13 protein-coding genes are annotated in these 15306 nt (G+C 72.9%); 3 read left to right on the forward strand and 10 right to left on the reverse strand.

Annotated features, from left to right (window positions below; translation table 11 throughout):
- Window positions 1–26 precede the first annotated feature (26 nt).
- Window positions 27–1676 (reverse strand): protein kinase domain-containing protein, encoded by a 1650-nt coding sequence (locus tag ACZ7HQ_RS24420; protein WP_470993692.1) that lies wholly within the window; start codon window positions 1674–1676, stop codon window positions 27–29.
- A gap of 343 nt (window positions 1677–2019) precedes the next feature.
- Between ACZ7HQ_RS24420 and ACZ7HQ_RS24425 the strand changes: the two genes are divergently transcribed.
- The gene (locus tag ACZ7HQ_RS24425; RefSeq protein WP_470993695.1) at window positions 2020–3654 is read left to right on the forward strand and encodes a Stk1 family PASTA domain-containing Ser/Thr kinase; all 1635 of its coding nucleotides are present in this window, start codon (window positions 2020–2022) and stop codon (window positions 3652–3654) included.
- A gap of 73 nt (window positions 3655–3727) precedes the next feature.
- On the opposite strand, the gene ACZ7HQ_RS24430 is transcribed toward ACZ7HQ_RS24425, so the two are convergent.
- Window positions 3728–4273: a bacterial proteasome activator family protein gene (locus ACZ7HQ_RS24430; RefSeq protein ID WP_470993698.1), complete on the reverse strand. Its 546-nt coding sequence runs from the start codon at window positions 4271–4273 to the stop codon at window positions 3728–3730.
- A gap of 174 nt (window positions 4274–4447) precedes the next feature.
- Here ACZ7HQ_RS24430 and ACZ7HQ_RS24435 point away from each other — a divergent pair, with 174 nt between their 5' ends.
- Window positions 4448–5176, forward strand: coding sequence for a hypothetical protein (locus ACZ7HQ_RS24435; RefSeq protein WP_470993702.1), 729 nt, complete (start codon window positions 4448–4450; stop codon window positions 5174–5176).
- A gap of 59 nt (window positions 5177–5235) precedes the next feature.
- On the opposite strand, the gene ACZ7HQ_RS24440 is transcribed toward ACZ7HQ_RS24435, so the two are convergent.
- The 6 genes from ACZ7HQ_RS24440 to pdhA form a co-directional block, all read right to left on the reverse strand.
- Window positions 5236–6216, reverse strand: coding sequence for an NAD(P)H-quinone oxidoreductase (locus ACZ7HQ_RS24440; protein WP_470993705.1), 981 nt, complete (start codon window positions 6214–6216; stop codon window positions 5236–5238).
- 135 nt (window positions 6217–6351) lie between these two features.
- On the reverse strand, window positions 6352–7707 hold the full coding sequence (locus ACZ7HQ_RS24445; RefSeq protein ID WP_470993709.1) for a molybdopterin molybdotransferase MoeA: 1356 nt from the start codon (window positions 7705–7707) through the stop codon (window positions 6352–6354).
- Window positions 7704–8606 (reverse strand): NTP transferase domain-containing protein, encoded by a 903-nt coding sequence (locus ACZ7HQ_RS24450; protein WP_470993712.1) that lies wholly within the window; start codon window positions 8604–8606, stop codon window positions 7704–7706. The genes ACZ7HQ_RS24445 and ACZ7HQ_RS24450 overlap by 4 nt, the downstream gene beginning before the upstream one ends.
- 83 nt (window positions 8607–8689) lie before the next feature.
- Entirely contained in the window at window positions 8690–10156 is a 1467-nt protein-coding gene (locus tag ACZ7HQ_RS24455; RefSeq protein WP_470993714.1) for a dihydrolipoamide acetyltransferase family protein, read from the reverse strand.
- Entirely contained in the window at window positions 10156–11160 is a 1005-nt protein-coding gene (locus ACZ7HQ_RS24460; RefSeq protein ID WP_470993717.1) for an alpha-ketoacid dehydrogenase subunit beta, read from the reverse strand. Before ACZ7HQ_RS24460 ends, ACZ7HQ_RS24455 begins: the two co-directional genes overlap by 1 nt.
- The gene (gene pdhA / locus ACZ7HQ_RS24465) at window positions 11157–12311 is read right to left on the reverse strand and encodes a pyruvate dehydrogenase (acetyl-transferring) E1 component subunit alpha (RefSeq protein WP_470993721.1); all 1155 of its coding nucleotides are present in this window, start codon (window positions 12309–12311) and stop codon (window positions 11157–11159) included. The genes ACZ7HQ_RS24460 and pdhA overlap by 4 nt, the downstream gene beginning before the upstream one ends.
- Before the next feature lie 175 nt (window positions 12312–12486).
- Between pdhA and ACZ7HQ_RS24470 the strand changes: the two genes are divergently transcribed.
- Window positions 12487–13029: an Lrp/AsnC family transcriptional regulator gene (locus ACZ7HQ_RS24470; RefSeq protein WP_470993725.1), complete on the forward strand. Its 543-nt coding sequence runs from the start codon at window positions 12487–12489 to the stop codon at window positions 13027–13029.
- Between the two features lie 90 nt (window positions 13030–13119).
- On the opposite strand, the gene ACZ7HQ_RS24475 is transcribed toward ACZ7HQ_RS24470, so the two are convergent.
- Both ACZ7HQ_RS24475 and ACZ7HQ_RS24480 read right to left on the reverse strand, forming a co-directional pair.
- The gene (locus tag ACZ7HQ_RS24475) at window positions 13120–13707 is read right to left on the reverse strand and encodes a TetR/AcrR family transcriptional regulator (protein ID WP_470993728.1); all 588 of its coding nucleotides are present in this window, start codon (window positions 13705–13707) and stop codon (window positions 13120–13122) included.
- Complete coding sequence (locus ACZ7HQ_RS24480) at window positions 13704–15221, reverse strand: 3-hydroxyacyl-CoA dehydrogenase (protein ID WP_470993730.1); 1518 nt, start codon at window positions 15219–15221, stop codon at window positions 13704–13706. Before ACZ7HQ_RS24480 ends, ACZ7HQ_RS24475 begins: the two co-directional genes overlap by 4 nt.
- Window positions 15222–15306 lie beyond the last annotated feature (85 nt).

Here is a 15306-nt window from a genome sequence, read left to right on the forward strand (position 1 = left end):
GCCGTCACAGGCGCCGTGGGTGTCCTTCAACCGGTGGGGTCGCCGGCCCCGCCGTCCGCGGTGGCGCCGGTGTCCGTGCCCCCGTTGGTGGCGCCGGTGTCCGTGCCGCCGTTGGTGGCGCCGGTGTCCGTGCCGCCGTCGCTGGTACCCGCGTCCGTGCCGCCGGTGTCCGTGCCCCCGAGGGCGCCGCCGCTCGTGGGGTCCGTGGACTGCGACGGGGAGGTCTGCGGATCCGACGGCTGGTCGGTGGGTCCCGTGGACTGCGACTGCGAGGTCTGCGGGTCCGACGGCGTGTAGCCGGAGTCGCCGGAGCTCGTGTCCGAACCGTTGTCGGTGGTGGTGTCCGTGGGCTGGTCGGTGCTGTCGTCCGACGGGGTCGGGGAGTCCGAGTGGTCCTTCGTGGACTTCGAGTGCGTCGTCGTCGGCTTGGTGTCGGAACCCGTGCCGGAGCCGTGGCCCGCACTCTTGAGCGCGATCGCGACGCCCGCCGCGATCGCGATGATCGCGAGGACGGCGAGGATCCACAGCTTGCCGCGGCCGCTGCCCTTGTTGCCGTGCCCCTCGAAGCCGCCGTCGTCGCCGCTGCCGTAGCCCTGCGGCAGGATCGGCTGCGGGATCTGCGCGGTTCCGGCGCCGAAGTCGCCCGGGTGCTGCATCGCGGTCGTCCCCGCGAAGCCGCCCGCCGGGGTGTGCCGGCCGTCGTGCGCCTCCACCGGGCCGGTGTTCCAGGTGCCGGTGTGACCGCCCTGCTCGTACAGCATCTGCAGGCCGTACTGGACCAGGCCGCGCATCTCCTCGGCCGTCTGGAAGCGGTCGTCCGGTTCCTTGGCGAGCGAGCGCATGACCAGGCCGTCCAGCTCCGGCGGGCAGGCGTCGGCGAACTCGGACGGCGGGGTCGGGATGTCCTGGACGTGCTGGTAGACCACCGACAGCGGGGTCTCACCGGTGAACGGCGGCCTGAGGGCGAGCAGTTCGTACAGCAGGCAGCCGGTCGCGTACAGGTCGGACCGGTGGTCCACGGCCTTGCCGAGCGCCTGCTCCGGGGAGAGGTACTGCGGCGTGCCCATGACCATGCCGGTCTGCGTCATCGTTGTCGAGGCACCGTGCAGGGCGCGCGCGATGCCGAAGTCCATCACCTTGACGGCACCGCTGTGGGTGATGATCACGTTGGCGGGCTTGATGTCGCGGTGCACGATGCCGTGCTGATGCGAGTAGGCGAGCGCCTCCAGCACCCCGGACACGATGATCAGCGCCTGCTCGGGGCCCGGCGCCTCCGCGTTCAGCAGCAGATCGCGGATGGTGCGGCCCTCGACCAGCTCCATCACGATGTACGGCACGGACTGGCCGCCCACGGAGTCCTCGCCGGAGTCGTACACGGCGACGATCGCATGGTGGTTGAGGCCGGCGACCGACTGTGCCTCACGCGTGAAGCGCGCCTTGGAGACCGGGTCCTCGGCGAGGTCGGCGCGCAGCAGCTTCACCGCGACGGTACGGCCCAGACGGACGTCCTCGGCCGCGAACACCTCGGCCATGCCGCCCCGGCCCAGCCGGTGCGTCAGCCGGTACCGGCCGTCGCCGACGAGCCCGCCGTTGCCCCACATCTCCGGCGCGTCCGACATACCGCCGCCACTCGCCTCGGGGTCGGACGGGCCCTGGGCGCGCTGCGTCTGGTCCATCGGTCCTCGCCGTCGTTTCTGCCCGCGGTGCGCGCGGTGTTGTTACGGTCTCCGTCGGCCACGCTACAGCCTCCGCGCGAGCCACCGGTTCGGAACCGGAAGCCGGACCGGCCGGAGCATGACCGGCCATGAAACCCGTAGCACGCGCTGTCGTGCAAATTCTGTGTGCCGGTCGTACGCCCCCTGTAACGCTTGCACGACGCTTCTTTCGCGTACGGTCACGGAACGGGCACCGCGCTTGACGTGTCAGTGCCCTGGGGCAGACTTGGCCGGGAATGACACATTCGATCAAGGCCCGTGCGATCAGCGAAGGCGCCGGACGGCCAGTGGGGGACGCGGAGAGATGAGCCAGGACGGCGCACACGGGCGGTACTCGGGGCAGTCCCTGGCCGGCGGGCGCTACCAACTGCGCGACTTGCTCGGCGAGGGCGGTATGGCCTCGGTGCACCTGGCGTACGACGCCGTTCTCGACCGCCAGGTCGCGATCAAGACGCTGCACACGGAACTCGGCCGAGAACAGGCCTTCCGTGAGCGCTTTCGCCGCGAGGCCCAGGCCGTGGCCAAGCTCACGCACACCAATATCGTGTCGGTCTTCGACACCGGCGAGGACGATCTCGGTGGTCTGACGACGCCGTACATCGTCATGGAGTACGTCGAGGGCCGCCCGCTGGGCTCGATCCTCGATGAGGACACCCGGCAGTACGGCGCGATGCCCGCCGACAAGGCGCTGAAGGTCACCGCGGACGTGCTGGCGGCGCTGGAGATCAGCCATGAGATGGGGCTGGTCCACCGCGACATCAAGCCGGGCAACGTGATGATGACCAAGCGCGGCGTGGTCAAGGTCATGGACTTCGGCATCGCCCGCGCCATGCAGTCCGGTGTGACGTCGATGACCCAGACCGGCATGGTCGTCGGCACCCCGCAGTACCTCTCGCCCGAGCAGGCCCTCGGCCGCGGCGTGGACGCCCGCTCCGACCTGTACTCCGTCGGCATCATGCTGTTCCAGCTGGTCACCGGGCGGCTGCCGTTCGACGCGGACTCGCCGCTGGCGATCGCCTACGCGCACGTCCAGGAGGAGCCGGTGGCTCCTTCGTCGATCAACCGGTCCCTGCCGCCGGCGGTGGACGCCCTGGTCGCCCGCGCCCTGAAGAAGAACCCGAACGAGCGCTTCCCGACCGCCGAGGCCATGCGGGACGAGTGCCTGCGCGTCGCCGCATCCTTCCAGGCGGCCGCGCCGAGCATCGTGCCGGGCGCCGCGCCGACGCAGAGCGGCGCGGGCGTGGGCTCCGCGGTGTTCCCACCGGTCGACCAGACCGCACAGGCGGCCCCCGGGCCGGTCCAGACGCCGTACCCGGCAGGCCCTTACGGCGCGCCGCAGACGGCCGCCCCGTCCTACGGCTACCCGCAGCAGGCCGGCTACCAGACGCCGCCTCCGATGGGCTACGGCCCGCAGGCCCCCCAGGCCGCGCCGACCCCGCCGCCGTACACGATCTCGCCGCAGCCGTCCGCTCCGGGCTCCGGCGGGGGCAAGAGCAACAAGCCGGTGATCATCGGGTCGGTCGCGGTGTCGCTCGTCGCGGTCGTCGCCCTGGTCGTCGCGCTGACACTGAACACCGACGGCAGTGACGACACGGGCGGCAAGGGCGGGGCAAGTGCCTCCGCGTCCAGCTCCCACCGGCCGGGCTATCGCGGGCCGGACACGAGCCGGGTGATCGACAAGGAGAAGTGCACGGATCCGACGGAGTCGTGGAACGACCCCGCCAAGATCGAGCTGCCCGACTTCCGCTACAAGGACATCGACTCGGTGAAGGCGTGCATCCAGGCCGCCGGCTGGAAGGCCAAGGTCGTCCCCCAGGACGACAACACCTGGGGCCAGGGCACCGTCCTGAACCAGTTCCCCTCCCAGAGCACGGACGTCGACAAGAAGGACCCGGGCACCATCGAACTGACCGTCTCCACGGGCAATCCGCCGCAGTGACGCCACGCAGCGCGGCGTAGGACGCGACGAGAAGGGCCCGGCGTCACGCGCCGGGCCCTTGCTGTGAACAGCCTTACAGGTACGGCCCGCCCGAGCGGCCCGCGGCGCGGTGCTCGTCGCCGCCCTCGTGTCCGGTCATGCCCGGCGGAAGCGCGCGGCGCATCTGTTCCAACTGGGCCCGCGCGGCCATCTGCTGGGCGAACAGCGTCGTCTGGATGCCGTGGAAGAGGCCTTCCAGCCAGCCCACCAACTGTGCCTGAGCGATCCGCAGTTCCGCGTCGCTCGGAGTCGCGTCGTCGGTGAACGGCAGGGAGAGCCGCTCCAGTTCCTCGACCAGCTCCGGCGCAAGGCCGTCCTCCAGCTCCTTCACCGAGCTGGCGTGGATCTCCTTCAGCCGCACCCGGCTCGCTTCGTCCAGAGGAGCCACGCGCACCTCCTCCAGGAGCTGCTTGATCATGCTACCGATCCGCATGACCTTGGCAGGCTGCTCGACCTGCTCCGTCAGCGGAGTCTCTCGGGAGTCGTCTCCCCCGTTGCCGCCGCCGAGCGCCATCCCGTCCTGGCCCACGACGAGGATCTGGGGGTTCTCCGGCGACCGTTCGTTCCTCGGCATCTCCATGCCGCCATTCTCTCGCACCCGTACACCTCATCACCGTGGTGCCCCCTCATGGGGCTGATCCACCGTTTCGACCCGACGGAGCATTCTGAAATGCCCTGTTTGCCATCGGATGTGAGGCTTATCTCTGTCGGTTATCCATCGATCACGCCATCCGGGCTCCGGGAGGTCACCGACGTGACTCCATGGCTGCGCATCACGTTCCCCTGCGTACGGCTGCTGCTCGTCCTCGCGGCGGCCCTTCCCGCCTACGGCATCGTCACCAGGTACGCCACGGTGGCGTACGCCGCCGAGCTCGGCCCCGGGAACGTCGCCCCGCCGGGACACCCGCACCGGCCCGCCGGCGCGGGCGCGGACCACTCGGGCCCCGGGGAGCACCCGGCACCCGCAAGGCCTTCGGAGCCCTCGGTCCACGGCCACGTGGGCGGCGCCGCCGTCGATCGCCCGGCCCCGCCCGGGCCCGGTCACGACCCCCAGCGTGCCTCCGCCGGTCCCTCGCTCTTGCCCATGCCCTCCGATTCCGCCTCCGCCTCGTACCGCCCCACAGCGGTCGAGCCGACCCGTGCGGGCAGCCGCGCGGGCGAGGGGCGGCTGCGGCCGGGCCGGCCGGACGGGCCCGCGGCCGAGGTGGAGGGCGACGACGACCCCGTGCCCGCCCGGACCCCGGACACCGGCCGGCCCGAGGAGCCGGAGACCGCCGACCTCCCGGCCGCGACGCCGTCGGCCTCGGGCGCCCCCGACGAGGCCGGTTTCGACCCCGCCAGGGCCCCGGGCCGGAACGCCGCCCAGCAGAACGAGAACGCCACCGAGCCGGTCCTGCAGATCCTCCCGCTGGGCAGCGGCCTGGTCCTGATAGGCCTGGGGCTGGGCCTCGCCTTCGTGGCTCTCAGACTCCGCAGGAGCTGAGACACCGGCGCCTCACGGGTCTCAAGGGCCTGCGAGACCCCCCGGGGAGACGTCCGGCGTCACGGCGTCACCAGCAGCACCTTGCCGATGTGCCCGCTCTCCTCCACCACCCGATGCCCCTCGGCCGCGTCGGCCATCGACACCTCCCGGTCCACGACCGGCCGGACGTGGCCCCCGGAGAGCAACGGCCACACGTGCTCCCGCACCGCCGCCACGATCGCCGCCTTCTCGGTGAGCGGCCGCGCCCGCAGCGAGGTCGCGCTGATCGCGGCCCGCTTGCCGAGCAGCGTGCCGATGTTCAGCTCTCCCTTGATCCCGCCCTGCATACCGATGATCGCGAGACGTCCGCTGACGGCGAGTGCCTGGACATTGCGGTCCAGGTACTTCGCCCCCATGTTGTCGAGGATCACATCGGCGCCCGCGCCGCCGGTGGCCTGCTTGATCTCGGCGACGAAGTCCTGCTCGCGGTAGTTGATGAGGATGTCCGCACCCAGCTCGGCACAGCGCTCCAGCTTTTCCTTGGTGCCGGCTGTCACGGCGACCTTGGCGCCGACGGCCTTGGCGAGCTGGATGGCCATGGTGCCGATGCCGCTGGACCCCCCGTGCACGAGCAGCGTCTCACCGGGCAGCAGGTGGGAGATCATGAACACGTTGGACCAGACCGTGCAGACCACCTCGGGCAGCGCGGCCGCCTGCCTGAGGTCGACGCCCTCGGGCACGGGCAGCAGCTGCCCGGCCGGCACGACGACCTTCTCGGCGTAGCCGCCGCCCGCGAGCAGCGCGCACATCTCGTCACCGACGGCCCAGCCGGACACGCCGGGGCCGAGCGCGGCGATCCTTCCGGAGCACTCCAGGCCGGGGTAGGGGGAGGCGCCGGGCGGCGGGTTGTAGAAGCCCTGCCGCTGCAGGATGTCGGCACGGTTGACGGCGCTGGCCACCACCTCGACCAGCACCTCGCCCTCGCCGGGCTCCGGGTCGGGGACCTCCGCCCACACCAGCGCCTCGGGACCACCAGGTTCGGGAATCGTGATCGCATGCATGCGCGTGACGCTACTCTCCGCGGCAGGCGTCTTCGGGGCAGACCCGCTCGCTCCCTGATGTCCGGGCCCCCTCGGTCACGGGGCAGCGGCCGGTGGTGCGGGGTGAGGGGAGCACCGAGGGCCGCGCGGGACGTTTCACGTGAAACACACCTCGATTCCGGCGGCCGCCCACGGCAGATCCAGCAGCTCGGCCTCCTCACCCTGCCGAGCACCGCCCGGCGCCACGACGGCCAGCGCGTCGGCGGCGGCGATGCCGCGGAGCATGGCCGGACCGTTGTAGTGCAGCGGTACGGCAAGGTCGCCGCGGAGCACCACGGGAATGAGCCGGGTGTCGTAGGGGTGCCCCTGGACCGCCTCCCTGAGCGGCAGCGTGTACGGCTCGGGGGCCGGGTGGGCGGCGAGGGTGCGCAGCAGCGGCTCGGCGAGCGTGAGCAGGCCGGAGATGGCGGCGAGGGGGTTGCCGGGCAGGCCGACGAGGTGCTGGTCCTCCTTGGTGCGGGCCAGCAGCATGGGGTGACCGGGCCGCACCTTGACGCCGTCGACGAGGAGTTCGGCGCCGACGCGTTCCAGGATGGGATGGACGTGGTCCACGGGGCCGCCCGCCGTGCCGCCGGTGGTGACGATGAGGTCGGCTTCGGAGCCGGTGACGGCCCGCTCCAGGGCCTTGGCGTCGTCGCCGATCCGGCGCACCGCGACGACCTCGGCGCCGAGCGCGCGCAGCCAGGGCGGCAGCATGGGACCGAGTGCGTCCCGGATCAGCCCGTCGCGCGGCAGGCCCTCGGTCAGCAACTCGTCGCCGAGCACGAGAACTTCGGCGCGCGGACGCGGCACGGCCGTGACGGCGTCGTATCCGGCCGCCGCGGCGAGGCCCAGGACGGCGGGCGTGACCACGGTGCCGACGGGCAGCAACTGGTCACCGCTGCGGCATTCCTGGGCGCGCGGGCGGATGTCCTGGCCGTGCGCGACCTCCCGGGTGGCGTGGAGGCGGCCCTGCGCGTCGATACAGCCGTGCTCGCTGCGCAGGACGGCGGTGGTGTCGGCGGGGATGCGGGCGCCGGTCGCGATACGGACCGCCTCGCCGTCGATGAGCGGCTCGGGCTGCGCATGCCCGGCGAGCACACCGTCCTCCCGTACGTCCCAGGGGCCGGGCCCGGCGACCGCCCAGCCGTCCATCGCGGAGGTGTCGAAGGAGGGCAGGTCGGTCAGCGCGTTGAGCGGGGCGGCCAGGGCGAGGCCGAGGGCGTCGCCGAGCGGCACGGTAACAAAGGAGCGGCGAACACAGGCGCGGGCGGCGCGGGCGGCGATCTCGCGGGCCTGGGGCCATGGGGTGGCCCGGTGCCGTTCGCCGTGTGCTCCGGGCGCCGGGGCGGGCACCTGACCCGGGCCCCCATGGTCGTCCTTGGCTTCCCTCACCAGGGCCAGGGCCTCCTCGACATCGAGGTCGTCGGTGTCCTCGGCGGGCGCTCCGGCCCGCGTCCCGGGAGTGGTCATCCGGCGTCCGGGGCGCTCGGACCCCCGCTGTCGCCTCCGTTGTTCTCCTCTTCCCAGCGCAGTGCGAGCGCGGCCGCCTTGCGCGCGGCCTCGGCGACGGCCTCGGGGCCTCCCTTGCCCTGGGCCGCTGCATAGCCGACGAGGAAGGTGGTCAGCGGGGCTGCGGGCCGGGCCACGCCGTGCGCGGCGTCCCGGGCCAGGTCGAGCAGGACGCCGGTGTCGACATCCAGGTCGATGCCCAGTTCGTCCTTGACTGCGGAGATCCATTCATCCAACACGTGCCCATGCTCCCTGATGCGTGCCCTGGCGTGGGCGATGTCGTCCCAGGTGTCGCAGTCGAAGGACGCGAGCGGGTCCGGGACACGGGTGAGGCGGAGGGCGCCGGTGAGCCGGCGCAGGGGCAGTCCGGTCAGGCCGTCCGGGCCGGCGGCGAGGGCGGTCAGCTCACGGCGGAGCGCGGCGGTGCGGTAAGCGGCCACGAGCGGCTGATCGCGGCCGTCGGCGTCGGTGAGCAGCGCGCCGTCGGCCCCGGTGTCGCACAGGACGGCCAGCAGGCGCCGCAGCGTGTCCGGCTGGAGAAAGGGCAGGTCTGCGGAGAGGACGACGGCGTGCTCGGCGCTGGTGAGCCGTAGGCCGGCCGCCAGCGCGGCGACCGGTCCGCCACCGGGCGGCTCCTCGCGCGCCCAGCGCACCGGCCGCGCGGTCGACCGCAGGTCGGACACCACCACGGTCGTACGGGCGCCCGCGCAGGCCGTGAGGACCCGGTCGAGCAGCGCCCGGCCACCGACCCGCAGACCGGGCTTGTCGGCCCCGCCGAGCCGCCGGGCAGCGCCGCCGGCCAGGACGACGGCGTCGTACGGCACCGGCGTCCCGGGGGCGGCGGGGGCGTTGTCGGTCACCCCCCGAGTATGTCCCGAGGGGCGCGCCGCTTGTATCTCCCGCCGGGCACTCCTCCCGGGCCCGCCTCAGGGCCCCGCCTGCGTCACAGCGTGCGCAGGAGCACCGCCGGCTGTTCCACGCAGTCCGCCACGTAGCGCAGGAAGCCGCCCGCTGTGCCGCCGTCGCACACCCGGTGGTCGAAGGTGAGCGAGAGCTGCACGACCTGACGCACCGCCAGCTCGCCCTCGTGGACCCAGGGTTTGGGGACGATCCGGCCGACGCCGAGCATGGCCGCCTCGGGGTGGTTGATGATCGGTGTGGAGCCGTCGACACCGAAGACCCCGTAGTTGTTCAGCGTGAAGGTCCCGCCGGTGAGTTCCCCGGGTGTCAGCGTCCCGGTGCGGGCGGCCTCCGTCAGCCGGGCGAACTCGGCGGTCAGCGACTCGGCGTCGCGCGCTTGGGCGTCCCGGACGACCGGTACGACGAGCCCGCGCTCGGTCTGCGCGGCGAATCCGAGGTGGACGTGGTCGAGCTGGACCACCTCGCGGGCCTCGATGTCGACGAAGGAGTTCAGTTCCGGGAACCGGGCGAGCGCGGCCGTGCAGATGCGGGCGAGCAGCGCGAGCAGGGAGATCTTCGGGCCGCCCGCGGCGTTCATCGCGGCACGCGCACGCATGAGTTCGGTCGCGTCGGCGTCGACCCAGCAGGTGGCGTCCGGGATCTCCCGGCGGCTGCGGGACAGCTTGTCGGCGACGGCGCCGCGCACTCCCTTGAGGGGGATGCGAGTGCCTGCGGCGCGCGTGCCCGAGGCGGCGGCGAATGCCGGCAGGGCCGTGGCCGTGCCGTGCGCCGTCGTGGCGGGTGCCTCGGCCGTACGGCCGTCCAGGGCCGCCCTGGTCCGCAGGGCGTCCTCGACATCCGCGCGCAGGATCAGTCCGTCCGGGCCGGAGCCCGCCAGCTGCCGCAGGTCCACACCGCCCTCGCGGGCCAGCCTGCGGACCAGGGGGGAGATCACGGGCACGGGGCCGTCGACGTGGAGGGCGTCCACGCGTGCGTGGGCCGTCCCGTTGGGCGTCGTACCGGTCAGGGCGGCGGTTTTGCCCGGTCGCCGGGCTTCCGCGGCCGCCGTCGGGCTCTGCCGCCCGTCCAGGCGCGTCCCGGAGGACGCGCCCGGGGTCCGGGCCCTGTCCGCACCGGTGCTGCCGTTCGCGGTACCCGTCACCGTCGGCGTCGGCCGCACCCGCCGGCGCCGGGCCGGTGCTTCCGAGGTGCCGTATCCGACCAGGACGTTGCCCGATCCCGCGCCGTCCTGCGTCGGGGCCTGCGGTCCCACGGCCACCGTCAGCAGGGGTGCCCCTACGGGCAGTTCGGCGCCCTCCTCGCCGAAGCGGGCGGTGACCACACCGCCGTAGGGACAGGGCACCTCGACCATCGCCTTGGCCGTCTCGACCTCGACGACCGGCTGGTCGACGGCGACGACGTCGCCGACCTGGACCAGCCAGCGGACGATCTCCGCCTCGGTGAGTCCCTCGCCGAGGTCGGGAAGTTTGAACTCCAGCACCTGTGCCATCAGCCCTCTGCCTCCCACTGCAGCCGGGCCACGGCGTCCAGGATGCGGTCGACGCCGGGCAGGTGGTGCCGCTCCAGCATGGGCGGCGGATAGGGGATGTCGAAGCCGGCCACCCGCAGCACCGGCGCCTCCAGGTGGTGGAAGCAGCGCTCGGTGATCCGGGCCGCGATCTCGCCGCCCGGTCCGCCGAACCCGGTGGACTCGTGGACGACGACCGCGCGTCCGGTGCGCCGGACGGCCGCGCAGACCGTCTCGTCGTCGAACGGCACCAGCGAGCGCAGGTCGATCACCTCCAGGTCCCAGCCCTCGGCCCGCGCGGCCTCGGCGGCCTCGAGGCAGACGGGCAGGGAGGGGCCGTAGGTGATGAGCGTGGCGCTGCTGCCCCGGCGGCGCACCACCGCGCGGCCGATGGGCTCGACGTCCGTGGGGTGCTCGGGGTTCCAGGAGTCCTTGGACCAGTACAGCCGCTTGGGCTCCAGGAAGACGACCGGTTCGTCGCAGGCGATGGCCTGGCGCAGCAGGCCGTAGGCGTCGGCGACGGTCGCGGGCGTGACCACGTACAGGCCCGGGGTGGCCATGTAGTACGCCTCGGAGGAGTCGCTGTGGTGCTCGACGCCGCCGATGCCGCCGCCGTAGGGCACGCGGACGGTGATCGGCAGGGGCATCTTCCCGCGGGTGCGGTTGCGCATCCGGGAGACATGGCTGATGAGCTGCTCGAACGCCGGGTAGGCGAAGGCGTCGAACTGCATCTCCACCACCGGCCTGAGGCCGTACATGGCCATGCCGACGGCGGCGCCGAGGATGCCGGCCTCGGCGAGCGGGGTGTCGGTGCAGCGGTCCTCGCCGAACTCCTTGGCGAGGCCGTCGGTGACCCGGAAGACACCGCCGAGGGTGCCGACGTCCTCGCCCATGACGTGCACGGCGTGGTCGGCGGCCATCGCGTCGCGCATCGCGCGCGTGAGGGCCTGCGCCATGGTGGCGGGCTTGACGGCGACGGTGGTCATCGGGCGCCGCCTTCCTGTGCGCCGTGCTGCTCCTGCTCGGCTTCCAGTTCGGCCCTGAGCAGGGCGCGCTGTTCGCGCAGCTGGGCCGTGGTCTCGGCATAAACGTGGTCGAAGAGGGCCATGGGGTCCAGTTCGGGGTCGCGGTTCATACGTTCGCGCAAGGAGGCGGCCATCACCTCGGCGTCCTGCCGGACGGCCTCCATGCCGGCCTCGTCGATCAGTCCGCGCGCGGTCAGTTCCGCCTCCAGCAGCTCGATCGGGTCGTGGGCGCGCCAGGCCTCGACCTCGGCGTCGCCGCGGTAGCGGGTGGCGTCGTCGGCGTTGGTGTGGGCGTCGATCCGGTACGTGACCGCCTCCACCAGGGTCGGGCCGCCGCCCGCGCGTGCGTGCCGTACCGCGTCGCTGAGGACCTCGTGCACGGCCGCGGCGTCGTTGCCGTCGACCAGGCGGCCCGGCATGCCGTAGCCGACGGCCTTGTGGGCCAGGGAGGGTGCGGCGGTCTGCTTGGCGAGCGGGACGGAGATGGCGAAGCCGTTGTTCTGGACGAGGAAGACGACCGGTGCCTGCCAGACGGCGGCGAAGTTCAGTGCCTCGTGGAAGTCGCCCTCGCTGGTGCCTCCGTCGCCGACCAGGGCCAGTGCGACCACGTCGTCGCCCTTGAGGCGGGCGGCGTGCGCGAGGCCGACGGCGTGCGGCAGCTGGGTGGCCAGCGGGGTGGAGAGGGGGGCCACGCGGTGGGTGTGGGGGTCGTAGCCGTTGTGCCAGTCGCCGCGCAGCAGGGTGAGGGCCTCGACGGGGTCCACGCCGCGGGCGACGACGGCGAGGGTGTCGCGGTAGCTGGGGAAGAGCCAGTCGCGGTCTTCGAGGGCCAGGGCGGCAGCGACCTCGCAGGCCTCCTGGCCGGTGCTGGAGGGGTAGACGGCGAGGCGGCCCTGCTTGGTGAGCGCGGTGGCCTGCGTGTTGTAGCGGCGGCCGCGCACCAGCTGGGCGTACAGCCGGCGCAGCAGGTCCGGGTCGGCCTTGGCGGCCGCCTCGGTGCCGAGGACGCGGTAGGGCTCGGCGTCGGGCAGCAGCGGCGCGGGGTCCATACGGGGCTGCCAGGCGGGCGGCGGCGATGGCCGGTACGCGCCCCGCTGCTCCAGAACCGTCATGACGGCACCTCCTCGTGGGAGCGGCTACGGGAGGCGCCTCGGCTGTGAGGCGCCTCACCAACCGATTGTTCGGTCGCTGGCACATTTTGGCTACAGGCACCTCCAGGCTGTGGACAAACGGTTCTCCACGGCCTGGAATGAACGCAGGACGTCCACGGCGAGGGAGCGGGGGGCAATGGCAGCTGAACAAATGGCCGACGGACCGCAGGACCGCGCGCCGCTGCCACCGCGGCCGCTGGACGCCATCGATCAGGACATCCTGAAAATGCTCCAGGCGGACGGCCGCGCCTCCATACGGTCCGTCGCCGAACGTGTCCACGTCTCGCGCGCCAACGCCTACGCGCGCATCAACCGCCTGGTCGAGGACGGTGTCATCCGGGGGTTCAGCGCGCGCGTGGACCACGAGCGGGCGGGGCACGGCACGTCGGCGTACATCACGTTGAAGATCGTGCAGAACACCTGGCGCACGGTCCGTGAGCAGCTCAGGCAGCTGCCCGGCGCCTCCCACATCGCCCTGGTAGGCGGCGACTTCGACGTGCTGCTGCTCGTGCACACTCCCGACAACCGGGCACTGCGCGAGCTGGTGCTCACCCGGCTCCAGGCCATCCCCGAGGTGCTCAGCACGCGCACACTGCTGGTGTTCGAGGAGGAGGACCTGGAGCCGGAGGCGCAGAAGGGGCGTCCCGGCGACGTGAAGAAGGGCGTGCCGGAGGCGTGACCGGGGCGGGCCGGCGGCGGGAGGCCAAGAGGGCGCCTGTGGCGGGAGCCCAGGGGGACCCGGCGGCGGGAGGCCGGAAGGGGGCCGCCCTCAGTCCTTGCGCAGGCCGGCGAAGACCAGCCGGACCACCGCGTCGGCCACCTCGCGGTCGTCGGCGCCCCGAGGGTCCGGCCGGTACCACTCCACGATCGAGTTGATCATTCCGAAGACGAGCCGGGTGGCCAGGCGGACCTCGACGTCGCCGCGTACGTCCCCGTCGGCCGCCGCGGCCTTCAGCAGTTCCGCGACCCGGTGGTCGAAGTCGCGCCGCCGGTCCAGCGCCCACCGCTCGGTGGCGGTGTTGCCGCGCACGCGCAGCAGCAGCGTGACGTACGGCAGCTCGCCTATGAGCACCTCGACCATGCGCCGTACGACGTGCTCCAGCCGGTCGACGGGCCGCCCCACGCGCGCGTGCTCCTCGTCCAGGATCGCGAACAGGCCGTCCAGGGCGCGGCTGACCGCCCGGCGCAGCAGTTCCTCCTTGCCGCTGACGTGGTGGTAGATCGACGACTTGGAGATGCCGGCCGCCTTGGCCAGATGCTCCATGGACGTGCCGTCGTAGCCGCGGTCGTTGAAGACCCGCACGGCCACGGAGAGCAGCGTCTCGGGCGTGTACGTGTCGCGCCTGGCCGTGGTCATGAGGTGCCCTTCCGCTGGTCGTCGATGGCGTACGCGTGGCGGTAGAGCGCGAGGGAGGGCGCGTAGCGTCCGGAGGGGTCGCGCTCGTGCATCTCGTCCAGCACGTCGAAGGCGAACTCGCGCCCGAGTCGGCGGTCCCACTCGAACGGGCCCAGCGGGTAGTTCACGCCGAGGCGCATGGCCGTGTCGATGTCCTCCTCGGTGGCCACCCCCTTGGCGACGGCGTCATGGGCCAGGTCGATGATCCGGGCGACCGTACGCGCGACGATCAGGCCGGGGACGTCGCCGATGACGCTGACGTCCTTGCCGAGGGCCTGGAAGAGGCCGATGGCCTCGGCCAGGGTCCGCGGCGCGGTGTCGTGGCAGGCGGACAGCGCGACGCGGGTGGCCGTGCGGTAGTCCAGGGCGAGGTCGAAGTAGACGACGTCCCGGAACTCCACGCAGGTCTGACCGTCGGCGAGGACCAGCTGGCCACCGCTCGGCAGCACCAGGCGGGAGCCGTTGTCCTCGTCCTCCTCGCGGACCTGGATGCCCGCCTCGCGGATCAGCGTGAGCAGCTCGGCCGCGGGGCCGAGTCCGCCCTCGGCGACGACGTACGCGGGCGGCTGCTCCTTGTCCGCGGTGTGCGGCTCGGGCCGCTCGGCGCCTTCGGAGTGGTCGTACCAGCCGTGTCCGCTCTTGCGGCCGAGGCGGCCGGACTCCACCAGCCGGCGCTGGGCCAGGGACGGGGTGAAGCGCACGTCCTGGAAGAAGGCCTGCCACACGGAGTGGGTCACGGACTCGTTGACGTCCTGCCCGATCAGGTCGGTCAGCTCGAAGGCACCCATCCGGAAGCCGCCGGACTCGCGCAGGACCGCGTCGATGGTGGCCGGGTCGGCGGCCTGGGCCTCGTAGACCGCGAAGGCCTCGGCGTAGAAGGGCCGGGCGATCCGGTTGACGATGAAGCCCGGGGTGTCCGCGCAGGCCACCGGCGTCTTGCCCCAGGCGCGGGCGGTCTCGTACGCGCGCGTGGCCGACGTGACGTCGGTGGCGAACCCGGAGACGACCTCGACCAGCGGCAGGAGCGGCGCCGGGTTGAAGAAGTGCAGGCCCACGAAACGGCCGGGACGGCTCAGGGCGCCGCCGATGGCCGTCACCGACAGCGAGGAGGTGTTGGTGGCGAGCAGGCAGTCCTCGGCGACGATCTCCTCCAGCTCGCGGAAGAGCTGCTGCTTGACGTCCAGCCGCTCCAGAACGGCCTCGACGACCAGCCCGCAGTCCGCCAGCTCCGCGAGGCGCTCGACGGGCGTGAGGCGGGCGCGGGCCGCGTCCCGGTCGGCGCCGGTGAGCTTGCCCTTCTCCACGAGCCGGTCGAGGCGGGCGCCGATCGCTGCGGCCGCGTCCCGGGCGCGCCCGGCGACGGCGTCGTACAGCCGCACGGGGTGGCCGGCGACCAGCGCGACCTGGGCGATGCCCTGGCCCATGGTGCCGGTGCCGACGACGGCCACGGGGCTGGTGAGGTCGAGTGCTGTCATGTGCGCGATCCTCCCGCACGACGTTTTCCACAGATGCGGCGGACCCCCTTGTCCCGACCGATCGTTCGGTTACTCTAGCTCTGAC

Source organism: Streptomyces sp. NPDC037290 (genome assembly GCF_055603245.1).